Below are 15,228 nucleotides of genomic sequence, written 5' to 3' on the forward strand. Positions count from 1 at the left end.
CGAAGCCTGACGGGGCGTTCGCGCGAGCGTGTCCGAGGCTCAGCCGCGGATCAGGTTGCGCAGCACGTACTGCATGATGCCGCCGTTGCGGTAGTAGTCCGCCTCGCCGGGGGTGTCGATGCGGACGACCGCGTCGAACTCGACACCGGTGTCGGTGGTGACCTTCACCGTGCTGGGGGTGGTGCCCTCGTTCAGCTCGGTGATGCCGGCGATGGAGAAGGTCTCCTCGCCGGTCAGGCCCAGCGAGTCGGCCGACTGGCCGGCCGGGAACTGGAGCGGGAGGACGCCCATGCCGATGAGGTTCGAGCGGTGGATGCGCTCGTACGACTCGGTGATGACGGCCTTGACGCCGAGGAGCGCGGTGCCCTTGGCGGCCCAGTCGCGGGACGAGCCGGAGCCGTACTCCTTGCCGCCCAGGATGACCAGCGGGGTGCCGGCGGCCTGGTAGTTCTGCGAGGCGTCGTAGATGAACGACACCGGGCCGTCCGCCTGGGTGAAGTCGCGGGTGAAGCCGCCCTCGGTGCCCGGCGCGATCTGGTTGCGCAGGCGGATGTTGGCGAAGGTGCCGCGGATCATGACCTCGTGGTTGCCACGGCGCGAGCCGTAGGAGTTGAAGTCACGACGCTCCACACCGTGCTCGGTGAGGTACTTGCCGGCCGGGGTGTCGGCCTTGATGGCACCGGCCGGGGAGATGTGGTCGGTGGTGACCGAGTCGCCGAGCTTCGCGAGCACGCGGGCGCCCGTGATGTCGGTGACCGGGGTGGTCTCCATCGTCATGCCCTCGAAGTACGGGGGCTTGCGGACGTAGGTCGACTCGGCGTCCCACTCGAAGGTGTTGCCGGTCGGGATCGACAGCGCCTGCCACTGGGCGTCGCCGGCGAAGACGTCCTGGTAGGACTTGGCGAACATGTCCTCGCCGATCGCGTTGGCGACGACGTCGTTGACCTCGGACTCCGACGGCCAGATGTCCTTGAGGAAGACCGGGTTGCCCTCGGTGTCGACACCGAGCGCGTCCTTGGTGATGTCCACCTTCATGGAACCCGCGAGGGCGTACGCGACGACCAGCGGCGGGGAGGCCAGGTAGTTCATCTTGACGTCGGGGTTGATGCGGCCCTCGAAGTTGCGGTTGCCCGAGAGGACCGAGGTCACGGCCAGGTCGTGCTCGTTGACGGCCTTGGAGACCTCCTCCGGCAGCGGGCCGGAGTTGCCGATGCAGGTGGTGCAGCCGTAGCCGACGAGGTTGAAGCCGACCTTGTCGAGGTACGGGGTGAGACCGGCCTTGTCGAAGTAGTCGGTGACGACCTTCGAGCCCGGGGCGAGGGTGGTCTTGACCCACGGCTTGCGGGTCAGGCCCTTCTCCACGGCCTTCTTCGCGACGAGCGCGGCGGCGACCATGACGTACGGGTTCGACGTGTTGGTGCAGGAGGTGATGGCCGCGACCGTCACCGCACCGTGGTCGAGGGTGTAGGTGGTGCCGTCGGGGGCGGTCACCTCGACCGGGTTCGACGGGACGCTGCCCGAGACGGCCGGGGCGTCGGAGGCCGGGAAGGACTCCTCGCCGGCCTCGTCGGCGGTGGAGACGTAGTTGCGCACGTCCTGGGCGAACTGCTCGGCGGCGTTCGCGAGGACGATGCGGTCCTGCGGGCGCTTCGGGCCGGCGATCGACGGGACGACCGTGGAGAGGTCGAGCTCCAGCTTCTCGGAGAAGTCGGGCTCGGCGGCCGGGTCGAGCCAGAGGCCCTGCTCCTTGGCGTACGCCTCGACGAGCGCGACCTGCTGCTCGGAGCGGCCGGTGAGCTTGAGGTAGTTCAGGGTCTCGTCGTCGATCGGGAAGACCGCGGCGGTGGAGCCGAACTCGGGCGACATGTTGCCGATGGTGGCGCGGTTCGCGAGCGAGGTGGCGGCGACGCCCTCACCGTAGAACTCGACGAACTTGCCGACGACGCCGTGCTTGCGCAGCATCTCGGTGATCGTGAGCACCAGGTCGGTGGCGGTGGTGCCGGTGGGCAGCTCGCCGGTCAGCTTGAAGCCGACGACGCGCGGGATGAGCATGGAGACCGGCTGGCCGAGCATGGCGGCCTCGGCCTCGATGCCGCCGACGCCCCAGCCGAGCACACCGAGGCCGTTGACCATGGTGGTGTGGGAGTCGGTGCCGACGAGGGTGTCGGGGTAGGCCTGGCCGTTGCGGACCATGACGGTGCGGGCCAGGTGCTCGATGTTCACCTGGTGGACGATGCCGGTGCCCGGGGGGACGACCTTGAAGTCGTCGAAGGCGGTCTGGCCCCAGCGCAGGAACTGGTAGCGCTCCTTGTTGCGGCCGTACTCCAGCTCGACGTTCTGCGCGAAGGCGTCGTTGGTGCCGAACTTGTCGGCGATGACGGAGTGGTCGATGACCATCTCGGCCGGGGAGAGCGGGTTGATCTTCGCCGGGTCGCCGCCGAGCGCGGCGACGGCCTCGCGCATGGTGGCGAGGTCGACGACACAGGGGACACCGGTGAAGTCCTGCATGATCACGCGCGCCGGCGTGAACTGGATCTCCTGGCTCGGCTGGGCCTGCGAGTCCCAGTTGCCGAGGGCCCGGATGTGGTCGGCGGTGATGTTCGCGCCGTCCTCGGTGCGGAGCAGGTTCTCCAGGAGGACCTTCAGGCTGTAAGGGAGGCGCGCGGAGCCCTCGACCTTGTCCAGCTTGAAGATCTCGTACGACTCGTCGCCCACGCGCAGCGTGCTGCGGGCGTCGAAGCTGTTCGCCGACACGACAGTCTCCTTCATCAATGTGCGCGTACTACCGTCATGCTGCCGCCACGGCATCTCGCCGATCCGCTAAGGTAAGGCTAAGTTAGGTAACCCTTACCGGGGAGGCGGCCGCAGTGCGCCGTCAGCAGTTATCTCGATGTCGAGATAACTCTAGTGCATCCCCGGCCGTCGGTCATGCCCGGACCGCCCCCGATCTCGCGTGGCGCCCGACGGCGGGACGAGGCCGTCCCACCCGTCCGGGCGCGCCCGCGTTGCCGGACCACCCGGCCGCGCCGACGATCGGCACATGTTCAGCGGCGCGCACATCACCCTCTACAGCCGGGACGCGGAGGCCGACCGGGCCTTCCTGAGGGACGTCCTCGGCTTCCCGCACGTCGACGCGGGGCGGGGGTGGCTGATCTTCCGGCTGCCGCCCGCCGAGATCGCGGTCCACCCCGCCGAGGAGGGCGGGGGCAGACCCGAGGTCTATCTGATGTGCGAGGACCTCACCCGCACCCTCGCCGACCTGGACGACAAGGGCGTGGAGATCTCACGGGCCGTCACCGACGAGCAGTGGGGACGGCTCGCGGCGGTACGGCTCCCCAGCGGCACCGAGCTGCCGCTCTACGAGCCGCGACACCCCACGGCCCTCGGACATCCCGACTGACCCAAACCGGTCATATAACCTCATACGTAACGACACGTCACTCGGATGCCTCACCCCAATGATCGCCACATCTCATATCTGAGATAACGTGACGGCATGGCAGACGACTACCTCGTACGCATCGGCAAGCTCATCCGTGACGCCCGGCAGCACCGCGGCTGGACCCAGACGCAGCTCGCCGAAGCCCTGGCCACCAGTCAGAGCGCCGTCAACCGGATCGAACGCGGCAACCAGAACATCAGCCTTGAGATGATCGCCCGCATCGGCGAGGCGCTCGACAGCGAGATCGTGTCCCTCGGCTACGCCGGCCCCATGCACCTCCGCGTCGTCGGCCGCCGCCGGCTCTCCGGCTCCATCGACGTCAAGACCAGCAAGAACGCCTGCGTCGCGCTGCTCTGCGCCACGCTCCTCAACAAGGGCCGCACGGTGCTGCGCCGGGTGGCGCGGATCGAGGAGGTCTTCCGCCTCCTCGAAGTCCTCAACTCCATCGGCGTCCGCACCCGCTGGATCAACGACGGCGTGGACCTGGAGATCGTGCCCCCGGCCGAGCTGGACATGGAGTCCATCGACGCCGAGGCCGCCATCCGCACCCGCTCCATCATCATGTTCCTCGGCCCGCTGCTGCACCGCCTGGACCGCTTCAAGCTGCCGTACGCCGGCGGCTGCGACCTCGGTACGCGCACGATCGAGCCGCACATGATCGCGCTGCGCCGCTTCGGCCTGGACATCACCGCCACCGAGGGCCTCTACCACGCGCAGGTCGAGCGGGCCGTCTCCCCCGACCGCCCGATCGTCCTGACCGAGCGCGGCGACACCGTCACCGAGAACGCGCTCCTGGCCGCCGCCCGCCACGACGGCGTCACCGTCATCCGCAACGCCTCCTCCAACTACATGGTCCAGGACCTCTGCTTCTTCCTGGAGGCGCTGGGCGTCCGCGTCGACGGCGTCGGCACCACCACCCTCACCGTGCACGGCGTCCCGGAGATCGACGTCGACGTCGACTACTCCCCCTCCGAGGACCCGGTCGAGGCGATGAGCCTCCTCGCCGCGGCCGTCGTCACCGAGTCCGAGCTGACGATCCGCCGGGTCCCGATCGAGTTCCTGGAGATCGAGCTCGCCGTCCTGGAGGAGATGGGCCTCGACCACGACCGCTCCGCCGAGTACCCCGCCGACAACGGCCGCACCCGCCTGGTCGACCTGACGGTCCGCCCCTCCAAGCTGGAGGCGCCGATCGACAAGATCCACCCGATGCCCTTCCCGGGCCTCAACATCGACAACGTCCCCTTCTTCGCGGCCATCGCGGCCACGGCCCAGGGCCAGACCCTCATCCACGACTGGGTCTACGACAACCGCGCCATCTACCTCACCGACCTCAACCGCCTCGGCGGCCGCCTCCAGCTCCTCGACCCCCACCGCGTCCTGGTCGAGGGCCCCACCCGCTGGCGCGCCGCCGAGATGATGTGCCCGCCCGCCCTCCGCCCCGCCGTCGTCGTCCTCCTCGCGATGATGGCCGCCGAAGGCACCTCGGTCCTGCGCAACGTGTACGTCATCAACCGCGGCTACGAGGACCTGGCGGAGCGGCTGAACTCGATCGGGGCGCAGATCGAGATCTTCAGGGACATCTGACGCGCGCACCCGGTTGGCAGGATCGTGCACGGCGTCGAGGCAGGAGCGTGCCAACCGGGGGTCTGTGGGGGGCGGGGGAACGCTGGGATGCTTCCGAAGTGGTCGGGGATCCCGTCCCGGCACTTCCGAGGAGTCGGCGCCCGCGCGCCGAGGAGGGAAGAACCATGATGCGTACCGTCATCGGCAGGGCCGCCCTGGGGATCGCGGCGGCGGTGCTGACCGTGTCCGCGACGGCGGGTTCGGTCGGCGCAGTCGCGGGGCACGGGACGGGGGCCGGCGGTGGTGTCGTCCTGGCGGACGACCGCTGTCTCGGCGCCCCGGACGTGTGCGGGCCGGTCAACGGCTGGCAGGAGACGCCGGACGACTGATCCCGGGCCGCGCGCCCGGGGCGGGCCCGGTGGTCCGGGGGGCGAGCGCCGTGCCCGGACCACCGCCTCTCCATACTCGTCACCGACCGACTGTGGAGCGCCACCGATGCACCCCATGCAATTCCTGGGAGTCACCCAGGCCGAGGAGGAGACGTACCGCCACCTGTTGAGGAATCCCGGCAGCGGCGTCGAGGACGTCGTCGCGGCGCCCTGGCATCCGCCCGGGACCGGCGCGGCCGTCGTCCGCCGGCTCAAGGACCTCGGGGCCGTCGTCGAGGACGACGGCGTGCTGTGGCCGGAGAAGCCGGAGCTGGTCGTGGGCCGGCTGGCGGAGCGGCTGCTGACCGAGCTGCACACCATCACCCGCGGGCTCGCCCAGGTCTACCCGATGGTGCGCTCCCTCCAGGACGAGGCCGCCGGAGGGCCGGCCGAGGAGGCCGACGCGCCGGCGGCGGACGGGACGGCGGTGGAGCGGATCACCGATCCCGCCCTGGTGCGCGCCCGGGTGGAGGAGCTCGCCCTGGGCGCCCGCTCCGAGGTCCTCGCGGGCGGGCTCTGCGAGGAGACCGAGCTGGGGACCCCGTGGGTGACGGTGCCGCTGTGCCTGGGGATGCTGGAGCGCGGGGTCGGCGTGCGGCTCCTGGTGTGGCGGTCCGCGCTCGCCGTCCCGGCGGTCGTCGCGCAGCTGCGCCGGCTGGCCGGCGCGGGCGCGCGGGTGCGGGTGCTGCCCTCCTCCGAGGGCCCGATGGTGGTGTACGACGGCCGGACCGTGCTGGTCCCGGTGGTGCCCTCGGACATCGGCAAGGGCGCGTTCGTGACGGGGGAACCCGGCATGGTGGGCATGGTCGTCAACCACTTCGAGCGGCTGTGGGCGGACGCCCGGGAGTTCGGGGACGGCTGACCGCCGGGCCGGCGGACCGCGGTCAGACCCAGCCCCGTTCGCGGGCCAGCAGCGCGGCGTGGGCGCGGTTCTCCGCGCCCAGGATCCGCATCAGCTCCGATATGTGGCGGCGGTAGGTGCGCAGCGCGGCGCCCACCTGGCGGGCGCCGGTCTCGTCCTTGGCGACCGTGCACATCGCCCGGAGCACCTGTACCTGAAGCTCGCTCAGCCGGGGTTCGTCCGAGGAGCCGTCCCCCTGCCCGACGGCGCCGGCGAACTCCGTGGCGCCCGCCCACAGCCGCTCGAAGTTGTTGACGACGGCGGTGACGATCCCCTCCTCGCTGGAACAGAGGGCCCCGCGGGAGGTGACCTTCGGGTCGACCGGGACCAGCGCGGTGTGGCGGTCGTAGACGATCATCAGCTCGCTCAGGTCGTCGAGGACCCGGATCCGGGCCCCGGCGGCGGTCAGCTCCTGGAGGTAGGCCCGCGTGGTGTCGTCCGCCACGGCGGAGGCGCGGACCAGGCTGCGCAGGACGACGCCGCGGCGCAGGCAGCGCAGGTCCAGCTCGCGGGAGCGCTCGATGTTCTCCGGGGTGAGCGCGTCGTACGGCTCGGAGGACATGACTTCCGTACGGGCGAAGAACGCCAGTTCGTCCAGGCGTTCGCGGATGGCCGGCAGCCCCATCAGCCGTTCCACCGGGGCCTGTTCGGCGTGCGTACCGCGGTCGTGCGCCTCGCGTCTCAGCGCGTCCACGAGCGGGTTCAGGTCGGAGAGCGTGCGGATGGTGCTGTAGAACTCGTCCAGGCGCTGCTGGGCCAGCCTGTTGACCACCAGCTCCGGTTTGTGCGGCCAGGCCCTGCCGCCGTCCTCGCGGATGACCTGCAGGTCCCGCAGGCGGCGCACGGCCGCCGCGGAGACGAGCGGGTCCTGGCGTAACAGGACGTGGACGTCGTCGAGTTCGACCCCGGGATTGCGCAACAGGTGCCGGTAGATCTCCTCTTCCGCCGTGCTCAGGCCAAGGACCGCCATGTGGTACACGATCAAGGGGCACTCCGGGGCAGGGGGAGGGTCTGGCCAACGTGTGCTTGCCCGGATTGTAGAAGGTGCGTGCGCGAAGGGTAAAGGTTTCCCCATGCGTCACCAGGGGCCACATCGCGAGATCCGCAGGAAACGGCCGAACGGGCCGGATGCTGCACCGGGTTGGCCGGATGCGGCCAGCGGGCCTGGTTCCTCCCCGCCTGAGGCACTGCCATATTCGGCCCCGAGGGAGGCGTGGTACCGATCACACGCCGCCAGGGCACACGATGCCGTCGGCGGCGATCCCCGTTGGCCCGGGGCCGGTCCATGCCTCAGCACCCCACACGAGAGGTGACGGAGCCCGAATGCTTTTCCGACTGCTGGGTCCTGTGAGAATCGCGGGCGGTGCCGAGATGCAGTCGGCCGCCCGCCGCGCCCTGCTCACCGCGCTGCTGCTGCGCCGGGGACAGTTCGTCGGCATGGGCGAGCTGACCGAGCTGTTGTGGGACGAGCCGCCGAGCTCCGCCGTGGCCAACATCAGGAGCCACCTCACCGGGCTCCGCCGCGGCCTGGACTCCGCGCAGCCGGGCCTGAGCAAGCGGCTGACGACCAGCCGGGGCGCGGAGACCGGGTACGCCCTCACCGTCGACGCCGACGAGCTCGACCTGTCACGCTTCCTGGGGCTCGCCCGGCAGGGCCGGGAACGGCTGGCCTCGGGCGACCACCAGGCGGCGGTCGGCGTCCTGGACGAGGCCCTCGCCCTGTGGCGCGGCCCCTTCGGCCAGCGGCTGCCGGCCACCCGGTGGTTCCACGCCCACACCGTGGGCCTCGGCAACACCCGCTTCGAGGCCTGCCAGGACTTCTTCACCGCCTGTCTGCTGACCCACCGGACCGAGATGCTGGCGTACCGCATCGAGACGGTCCTGGCCGAGGCCCCCTACCGGCAGAAGCTGTGGCAGCTGCTCGCCGCCACGTACTGCGCGCAGGGCGACGTGGCCGGGGCGCTGGGCGTGGTCGAGCGATGTCAGGCCGTCTTCGCCGACGAGCTGGGCCTGGACGTCCCTCCCGGCGTCGAGGCCATCCGGGCCGCCGCGCTCTCCTGGGACACCGAGCGGGCGCACCGCCTGGTGGCCGAGATGGCGCGCCGGTGACGGCGGGCGTCCGGCGGCGGCTGCTGTCGCTCGCGGTGGGGGAACTGGTCAACGTCCCCCTGCAGGCGGCCGTCTGGTTCGGGGTGGCGGGCGTGCCGGCGACCGCCGCCAACCTCCTCGGGTTCGCGCTGGTCGTCCTGCTGCTCCTGGAGGGCGCCGCGTACTGGGCGGCCAAACTCCGCGCCCTGGCCGCCGGCGGCGGGGCGCCGCTGCCGGCGGCGGCCTGGTTCGCCGCCGCCCGGGTGGCCAACGTGGTGCTGCTCGGGCTCGGCGTGCCGCTGACCGCGCTGGCGGTGGCCGCCGATCCCGGGACCGGGAGCGTCCCGGGCCTGCTGTTCGCCCTCTTCGCCGTCCTGGAGCACGTCAACTACTTCCACACCCAGCTGATGTACAGCACCCCCGAGGACCGGCGCAGCCGCCGCGTGAACGGCCGGCGCCGGGCCCATCTCGCCCGCGACCTGGACCGGGCCCGCAGGGGGACCCGTCAGGGCGCGGCCTTCAGGAGCTCGTAGAGGTCGGACGCGGCGGCCCGGGGCCCGTGCACCGCGGCGACCCCGGTGACGTTGAGGACCACCTCGTCCACGCCGAGCGCCCGGTAGTCGTCCAGCCGCTGGTGGATCTCCTCGGCGGTCCCGTAGTGGAAGATCCCGCCGTCCACCAGGGCACGGACGTCGTCGGCCCCGCCGTCGCCGGTGATCCGGATCCCGGCCCGCCGCAGGGCGGCCTGGTAGTGGGGGAACCGGATGTGCCCGCCGACGGTCGCCCGCAGCAGCTTCGCCATGTCCCGGTCGGGGCCGGCCAGCGCCACCGGGACGTACGCGGTGACCTTGGCCGGCTCCGCCGGGCGCCGCTCCTTCGCGCCCCGCAGCGCCGGCATCAGGAACTCCTCCAGGTAGGCCGCCGAGGCCATCCAGGTGATGGCCACGTCGGCCAGCTCGCCGGCGAGCCCGGCCATCCGCTCCCGCAGGACACCGAGGCCCAGCGACACCTCCGGCTTGTGGAACGGCAGGAGCTGCGCCTTGGCGGAGAAGAACTCCCCCTCGCGGTCGCTGATCCCGCCGTCGAGGAGGTCCCGGACGATGGTGAGGTACTCCCGGCAGGCGGTGAGCTGGCTGGAGTAGGGCCGGCCCATGGCGCAGGTCTGCGCGGCGAGCGAGCCGGGGCCGTAGCCGGCCACCACCTCGTGCCCGGTGGCCAGCGCCACCGACCGGGCCTCGATGGCCGCGTTGTACGGAGCGCGGTACGGCATCAGGGAGACGCCGAACCCGGCGGGCACCCTGATGCCGGCGCCGGCCAGCCAGTTCACGAGCTGGTGGCTCTCCAGGACGAGGCCCTGCCCCTGCCACAGCCGGGCCGCGCCGCCCCATTTGACGAGGTTGGCGAAGGGGATCGCCTGCTCGGGACGGGTGGCGTTGACGGGGAGGAGGATCGAGTGCCGCATCCCGGCAGCCCTTTCGACGAGGGGGAACGGAGGACAGGCGGGCGGTCAGCCCCGGGCGGGCGCGGACAGCTCCAGCGGGAGGCGCAGGGCGGCCGGGTCGGCGCCGCCGAGGAGGGCGCCGACCATCAGGTCGGTGTCGCCCACGCCGGCCCAGCCGAGCATGTAGCCGATCAGCGAGGTGCGGCCGGCCGCGCCGGTGAAGTAGCCGTCCTCGCGGATCCGTCCGAGGACCTCGCCCTGGTGGGCGGCGGCCCGCTCGAAGAGGTCCGGGCGGCCCAGGGTGCGGCCCGCGCCGATGAGGCACTGGACGACGCCGCTGCTGCCGTGGCAGGCGGAGAGGTCCACCGCGCGGCCGGCCGGCAGGGCGGTCGCCCGGCCGAGCAGCTCGGCAAGCCGGGGCTCGGTCAGCCAGTCCGCCCGGCCCGCCGCGGCGAGGATCTCCGAGCCGGCCAGCAGGAAGCCGGCGGCGCCCTTGCACCAGCCGTGCTCGGCCGGGAGGCCGTCCCGCTCCCAGCGGCCGATCAGCCAGTCCGCGGCCTCCTTGGCGGTGCGTTCGAGGCCCAGGACGGAGCCGACGCGGGCGGCCGCCCAGCGCAGTCCGAGCTCGCCGTGGGCCAGGTCCGACCAGTGGGCCTCCCGCTCCCGGCCCAGGTGGGACAGGGCCAGGTCGGTCAGCCGCTCGACGGTCGCGGTGTCGGCCGGGAGGGCGGAGCCGTCGCGGCGGAGGCGGTCGAGGAGGACCATCAGCAGTCCGGCCGGACCGTTGGAGAGGTCGGTCTCCAGCTCGCCTTCCGCCTCGCGCTCCGCCAGGGCCCGGAGGAGTCCGGCCAGCCGCTCGGACTCGGTCGCCGGGTCCTCGGGGCGGACGAGCAGCAGCGAGGCGGCGCCCGTGAACACCGACTCGGGGCGCTGCAGCAGCGCCTCGCCGTACTCGGCGAGCAGGGTGGTGAGGCCGCGGTCGGCGCTGCCGGCAGGGCCGGCGAGGCTCTCGTCGCGGGCGGCGGCGCGGCCCAGGAAGGCGGCCACGCCGGCCGTGTCGTGGAAGGAGACGAAGTTGCCCGGGGTGATGGTGGAGGCGTCGCGGTCGGGGCCGATGCCGCCGACCCAGCCGCACTCCTCGCGGCCGTCGGGGCCGGTGGCCGGGACCCGTACCTCGGCGATCCGCGCGGCGATCCCCCGCCACCAGCCGCCGGGGCGGGCCCCGGCCAGCAGGGGCCCGCCGAAGACGCCGGAGGCCGAGAGCCCGCCGGGGGTGTCCTCGCCGCACAGCTCGCCGAAGCACTCCTCCAGGAGGAAGTGGTGGTAGGCGTCGCTGCGGGCCGCGTTGTGGGCGACGCCGCGCCGGGCGAAGCCGGAGGCGGTCGCCGCGTACACGCCGGGCGTCGAGCCGGCGACGGTGCCGAGGGCGTCGGAGTCGCCCCGGGTGACGAAGTAGGGCACGTTGCCGACGCGCAGCGAGGCGCGTTCCTGCTCCGCCGCGAAGCGCTCGGCCTCCGGGGACAGGTAGTCCTGGTGCATCTTGAGGAGTCCGAACAGCCGCTCGGCCTCCTGGGGGTCGGCCAGGTACTTCGGGTGCGTGGAGGCGTCGATGAACCGTCCGTAGATCATCGTGGAGCGCAGCAGCAGCCGTACCGGCACCTCGGGGTGCGCGTCGATGACGCGGGTGACGGCGCCGTCCCGCAGGGCGCCCAGGGCGGCGCGGCAGCCGGCCAGGATGGCGTCGAACCAGTCGGTGGCGACCAGGTGCCGCTCGCCGAGCCGGGGCACGTTGTCGCCCTGCCGGTAGCTGAACGGCTCCCGCGACACCGCGATGGCGTCCGTGCCGGGGTCGCGGATCACCGCGCTGGTCATGGAGGACTGCTGGTCGCCGGCCACGCCGACGCCCGCCATGATGAAGTCGACCGGCGAGGTCGGGTTCACCATCGGCACGAGCATGGTGGAGGCGACGGACAGCTTGGTGTGGTTCATCAGCACGTCGGGGAGCTCGTCGTCGCCGACCCCGGCGTCCGGCCGCAGCATCGTCTCGGTGTCGATGACGCACGGGTGCTCGCCGCGGGCCAGCAGGTTCTCGTCGTGCAGGTCGGTGGCGCCGATGGCGCCGAACAGCACCGCGAGCGCCCCGATCCGGTAGAAGTAGCGGCCGGGCTGGTCCGCCTCCTCCATGGGGGCCGGCACGGTGAACTCCTGCCAGCCGTGCGAGCCCACGGTGAGCGACCGGGGGACGCAGCGGGCCAGCGCGTGCTCCAGGTACGGGTCGACCGCCCGGTACACGTCGCGGACGAAGTCGTCCGCGGTGAGCGGCCTCGGCTTGAACACCAGCCGGGTCCCGTTGGCCAGGTGGAGGATGTGCACCTGGCGGTTGTCGTTGTGCAGGTCGGAGCCGCTGGGCGAGATCGCGGACAGCAGGCGGCCGGCGCCGTCGCCGTCCGCGTCGCCGTCGGGCTCGCCGAGGAGGCCGGCCTCCGCGAGGAGCGGCCGGTCGTCGGCGAAGGCGGTGAGGAACTCGCGGTAGGCGTCGAGGGAGTTCGACAGCATCGTGGTCAACCGCGCCTGGAGCACCGGGTACTTCTCCAGCAGGGCGGCCGGGACGCCGGGCTCCTCCAGGTGGGAGGTGAAGCGGCGCAGGGCGGTGTCGGTGCCGGATTCCATCGGCAGGCCGAGGTGTTCGCGGAAGGTGTGGAACGCGCCGATGAGCGCCCGGTAGGACTGGGTCTCCACCATGCGCAGCAGGGCGTCGTGTGCCTGGTCCACCACGCTGTCGCGGCGGTCCGGGGCGGCGGCCCGCAGCAGCGGTGCGCCGAGCGCGCGGGCGACCGCGGAGCGGGGCGCCACATGGGTGTAGAAGGGGAGGAAGGCCTGGACGGCCACCGCGCTCTCGCTCATGCCCCGGCACCTCCCGCCAGCAGTTCGGCCGTCCGGCCGGTCGTCGCCCCGGCCGTCGGGCCGTTCTCCTCGGCCGTCGGGCCGTTCTCCTCGGCCGTCGGGCCGTCGTCCTCGGCCGTCGCCGCGTAGAGATCCCGGTACACGCTGCCTCCGTCCATCAGTTCTGAATGTGTTCCTTGCTCGACGATCCGGCCCTGGTCGAACACGTAGATGAGGTCGGCGGACTCGACGGTCGACAGACGGTGCGCGATGACGATCTGGGTGGCGCCGATGCTCTCGATCAGCCGGGTCACCCGGCGTTCGTTGACGGTGTCCAGGGAGGCCGTGGCCTCGTCCATGACGAGGATGGTCGGCCGCTGGAGCAGGGTCCGTACGATGGCGAGCCGCTGCCGCTGCCCGCCGGAGAAGTTGGAGCCCATCTCGGCGACCAGGGTGTGCAGGCCCATCGGCAGGTCGTCGAGGAAGTCCAGGATGCCGACCTCGCGGCAGAACTCCCGGACCGTCTCCTCGGGGATGTCCTGGCCCAGGGTGAGGTTCTCCAGGATCGACCGGTTGTGCAGGTGGACCTCCTGCGGGATGTAGCCGATCACCCGGCGCAGGGAGTCCCGGTCGTACGCGGCGGCGTCCCGGCCGCCGAAGCGCACCGCGCCGGAGGTGGGTTCGTGCAGCCCGCAGACGATCCGGGCGAGGGTGCTCTTGCCCGACCCGGACGCGCCGACCAGGGCGACCCGGGCGCCGGCCGGGATGACCATGCTGACCTCGCGGACCACGGGTTCGCTGTGCCGGGTGTAGCGGAAGGACACCCGGTCCAGCTCGACCGAGGGGGACGCGAGCTCCTTCAGGTCGCCGCCGGTGCCCTCGGGCTCGGCGCGGGTGATGTCGCTCAGCCGGGCCATGTAGCGGCTGGTCTCGGTGAACTCCGCGTACGCCTGGAAGACCGAGGTGGAGATCGCGAAGTAGGTGGCGGAGACGGTCTGCACCGCGATCGCCCCGCCGATGGTGATGGTGCCCTGGCCGACGAAGTACAGGCTGGCGAGCAGCAGCACCAGCGGCCCGAACATCTGGATCGTGGCGGCCACTCCGGACACCCGGCCCTGCTGCAGCCGCATCCGCGCCTTCATCGCCTCCAGCGATTCGGCGTAGGTCTCGCGCCAGGTGTCCAGGTACTGGTCGGCGTAGCCGCCCATCTTGATGGTCGGGATGGAGACGATGGCGTCCAGCTGGAGCGACTGGCTCCGGCCCAGGTGGGTGATCTCCATGTCGACGGCTTCGAGGACCCGCTGCCGGGTGGTGGCGAGATAGCCGGCGTTGGCGAGGACCAGGGCGAGCGCGATCAGCCCGAGGCGCCATTCCGCGTGCAGCAGGTAGCCGCTGACGCAGACCATGGTGCCGAGGTCGAGGACGCCCTGGGCGACCCGGGAGGAGAGCATGTCGCGGACGGCGTTGACGCTGCCGAGCCGGAAGAGCAGCTCGCCGGGCTGACGGGTGGTGAAGAACCGGTACGGCAGCGAAAGGAGACGGGTGAACGCGTGGTCCATCAGGTGCCGTCCGAGCACCGACACCAGCGAGGACAGCAGCACGATCCGCAGCAGGTGCAGCAGGTGGTAGCCGAGCGCGGCGCCGACCACCATCCCGATGACCCACAGGTGGTCGCCGAGCTCCGTCCAGCCGGAGAACCGGTCCACGGACCACTCGGTGAGCAGCGGGATCCCGAGGACGGCGGCGTACGCGGCCAGGGACAGGACGCCGACTCCGGCCATCCGCCCGCCCGCGCCCTGGGGCAGCAGGGGCATCGTCCGCCAGTCGGCGAAGGGCCGGCGGCGCAGCCGGCGGAACTCGGGCCCGGGCTCGGCGGTGACGACCACGCCGCTGAAGTGGCGGGCGAGTTCGTCCCCGGTCAGCCGGCGGCGGCCGACGGCCGGGTCCATGACCACGGCCTGTTCGCCGTCGAAGCTCTCCAGGACCACGAAGTGGTGGTCGTCCCAGAAGAGGATCACGGGTGAGGTGAACCGGGTGAGCGCGGCGACGCTCCGGGCGCTCAGCAGCCGGCTGCGCATGCCGCGGGACTCCAGGAACCGCGACAGCTGCCGGGCGCTCAGTCCGTCCCGTCCGGCGTCCATGTCCTCCCGGACCTCGGAGACGCCCTCGTCCCGCCCGTGGTAGCGGAGCAGGGACACGCAGCAGCAGAGGCCGCACTCGGTCTGGGCGACCTGGGTGACGGCCGGCACGCGTCGTGCGGTCCGACGTGATTCCGGGCGAGCGCCCATGGCTACCGCACCTCCGGGTCGTGGGATGTCGGGCGGGAAGGGGGAAGAGGGAAGGGGTGCGTGGCCGGGACGTCGGACGGGGCGGAGGACCGGCGGGTCCGGCCCGGGGTCGTGAGACCTCGGTCCGGCCCGCCCCGCCCCGTCCGACGTGGCCGACGCGACGGTCAGGCTCGGCCGGCCGCGCGTATCAGAGC

11 protein-coding genes are annotated in these 15,228 nt (G+C 72.2%); 6 read left to right on the forward strand and 5 right to left on the reverse strand.

Annotated features, from left to right (window positions below):
* Positions 1-39: 39 nt before the first annotated feature.
* Entirely contained in the window at positions 40-2,754 is a 2,715-nt protein-coding gene (gene acnA / locus ABZ621_RS16565; RefSeq protein ID WP_360604965.1) for an aconitate hydratase AcnA, read from the reverse strand.
* Between the two features lie 286 nt (positions 2,755-3,040).
* Between acnA and ABZ621_RS16570 the strand changes: the two genes are divergently transcribed.
* From ABZ621_RS16570 to ABZ621_RS16585, 4 genes are all read left to right on the forward strand, one after another.
* Positions 3,041-3,400, forward strand: coding sequence for a VOC family protein (locus ABZ621_RS16570; RefSeq protein ID WP_360604967.1), 360 nt, complete (start codon positions 3,041-3,043; stop codon positions 3,398-3,400).
* 96 nt (positions 3,401-3,496) lie between these two features.
* Positions 3,497-5,026, forward strand: coding sequence for a UDP-N-acetylglucosamine 1-carboxyvinyltransferase (locus ABZ621_RS16575; RefSeq protein ID WP_360604969.1), 1,530 nt, complete (start codon positions 3,497-3,499; stop codon positions 5,024-5,026).
* Positions 5,027-5,190: 164 nt separating this feature from the next.
* The gene (locus ABZ621_RS16580) at positions 5,191-5,394 is read left to right on the forward strand and encodes a hypothetical protein (protein ID WP_360604971.1); all 204 of its coding nucleotides are present in this window, start codon (positions 5,191-5,193) and stop codon (positions 5,392-5,394) included.
* Between the two features lie 106 nt (positions 5,395-5,500).
* Positions 5,501-6,295 carry a helix-turn-helix transcriptional regulator gene (locus tag ABZ621_RS16585; RefSeq protein ID WP_360604973.1) on the forward strand — a complete coding sequence of 265 codons (795 nt, stop codon included), beginning with the start codon at positions 5,501-5,503 and terminating at the stop codon, positions 6,293-6,295.
* A 22-nt stretch (positions 6,296-6,317) separates the two neighbouring features.
* Here ABZ621_RS16585 and ABZ621_RS16590 read toward each other — a convergent pair whose 3' ends face one another.
* The gene (locus tag ABZ621_RS16590) at positions 6,318-7,304 is read right to left on the reverse strand and encodes a helix-turn-helix transcriptional regulator (RefSeq protein WP_360604975.1); all 987 of its coding nucleotides are present in this window, start codon (positions 7,302-7,304) and stop codon (positions 6,318-6,320) included.
* A 353-nt stretch (positions 7,305-7,657) separates the two neighbouring features.
* Between ABZ621_RS16590 and ABZ621_RS16595 the strand changes: the two genes are divergently transcribed.
* Together ABZ621_RS16595 and ABZ621_RS16600 are read left to right on the forward strand one after the other, a co-directional pair.
* Entirely contained in the window at positions 7,658-8,443 is a 786-nt protein-coding gene (locus ABZ621_RS16595; protein ID WP_360604977.1) for a BTAD domain-containing putative transcriptional regulator, read from the forward strand.
* A complete protein-coding gene (locus tag ABZ621_RS16600) occupies positions 8,440-8,955 on the forward strand; it encodes a hypothetical protein (protein WP_360604979.1) in 516 nt (171 codons plus the stop codon). The genes ABZ621_RS16595 and ABZ621_RS16600 overlap by 4 nt, the downstream gene beginning before the upstream one ends.
* Here the strand turns inward: ABZ621_RS16600 and ABZ621_RS16605 are convergent.
* The 3 genes from ABZ621_RS16605 to ABZ621_RS16615 are packed head-to-tail and all read right to left on the reverse strand — an operon-like array spanning position 8,928 to position 14,995.
* Positions 8,928-9,884 (reverse strand): LLM class flavin-dependent oxidoreductase, encoded by a 957-nt coding sequence (locus tag ABZ621_RS16605; RefSeq protein ID WP_360604981.1) that lies wholly within the window; start codon positions 9,882-9,884, stop codon positions 8,928-8,930. The genes ABZ621_RS16600 and ABZ621_RS16605 overlap by 28 nt on opposite strands.
* A 45-nt stretch (positions 9,885-9,929) precedes the next feature.
* Positions 9,930-12,767 carry a DUF4135 domain-containing protein gene (locus ABZ621_RS16610; RefSeq protein ID WP_360604983.1) on the reverse strand — a complete coding sequence of 946 codons (2,838 nt, stop codon included), beginning with the start codon at positions 12,765-12,767 and terminating at the stop codon, positions 9,930-9,932.
* Positions 12,764-14,995: a peptidase domain-containing ABC transporter gene (locus tag ABZ621_RS16615; RefSeq protein WP_360604985.1), complete on the reverse strand. Its 2,232-nt coding sequence runs from the start codon at positions 14,993-14,995 to the stop codon at positions 12,764-12,766. The genes ABZ621_RS16610 and ABZ621_RS16615 overlap by 4 nt, the downstream gene beginning before the upstream one ends.
* Positions 14,996-15,228 lie beyond the last annotated feature (233 nt).

This window comes from Streptomyces sp. NPDC007863 (assembly GCF_040633895.1).
In the GTDB taxonomy this organism is placed as follows: Bacteria; Actinomycetota; Actinomycetes; order Streptomycetales; family Streptomycetaceae; genus Streptomyces.

Excerpts from the sequence above, each read along its gene's own strand:
- ABZ621_RS16585 (WP_360604973.1), top strand. The coding sequence starts at position 5,501 with ATGCACCCCATGCAATTCCTGGGAGTCACCCAGGCCGAGGAGGAGACG.
- ABZ621_RS16605 (WP_360604981.1), bottom strand. The coding sequence starts at position 9,884 with ATGCGGCACTCGATCCTCCTCCCCGTCAACGCCACCCGTCCCGAGCAG.
- ABZ621_RS16570 (WP_360604967.1), top strand. The coding sequence starts at position 3,041 with ATGTTCAGCGGCGCGCACATCACCCTCTACAGCCGGGACGCGGAGGCC.
- ABZ621_RS16575 (WP_360604969.1), top strand. The coding sequence starts at position 3,497 with ATGGCAGACGACTACCTCGTACGCATCGGCAAGCTCATCCGTGACGCC.
- ABZ621_RS16590 (WP_360604975.1), bottom strand. The coding sequence starts at position 7,304 with ATGGCGGTCCTTGGCCTGAGCACGGCGGAAGAGGAGATCTACCGGCAC.
- ABZ621_RS16610 (WP_360604983.1), bottom strand. The coding sequence starts at position 12,767 with ATGAGCGAGAGCGCGGTGGCCGTCCAGGCCTTCCTCCCCTTCTACACC.
- ABZ621_RS16595 (WP_360604977.1), top strand. The coding sequence starts at position 7,658 with ATGCTTTTCCGACTGCTGGGTCCTGTGAGAATCGCGGGCGGTGCCGAG.
- ABZ621_RS16580 (WP_360604971.1), top strand. The coding sequence starts at position 5,191 with ATGATGCGTACCGTCATCGGCAGGGCCGCCCTGGGGATCGCGGCGGCG.